The sequence below is a fragment of the Streptomyces sp. JW3 genome (assembly GCF_052216785.1).
Taxonomy (GTDB): Bacteria; Actinomycetota; Actinomycetes; order Streptomycetales; family Streptomycetaceae; genus Streptomyces.
In genome coordinates this window covers 1-235 of sequence record NZ_JBQOUX010000333.1, presented here as the reverse complement: position 1 = coordinate 235, position 235 = coordinate 1, and the positions used below count along the sequence as shown (strand labels likewise).

Genomic DNA, 235 nt, shown 5'->3' with positions numbered 1-235 from the left:
GCTCGCCGCCGTGGCAGCCGGTGCGATCGGACGGGCGCTCGCCACCAGGAACACCACCGACGACCGGCGCGGCACCGCCGCGCGCGTCGGAATCGGCGTGCTGGCCGGGGTGTCCGTGGCCGAGCTGGCCACCACCGTGCTGCTCGGCGGGACCGTCGACCGCGAGCTGGACGTGCGCGCCCACGCCGATGCCGAACGCGCGCCTGCCGTCGTCACCGCGCGCGCCGAGTACGAC

The 235-nt window shown here is 77.4% G+C and carries 1 protein-coding gene; it reads left to right on the top strand.

All coding sequences use genetic code 11. The features are described 5' to 3' along the window. The coding region (locus tag ACTT8P_RS38720; protein ID WP_442836471.1) for a hypothetical protein at window positions 1–235 on the top strand (235 nt) is incomplete at both ends.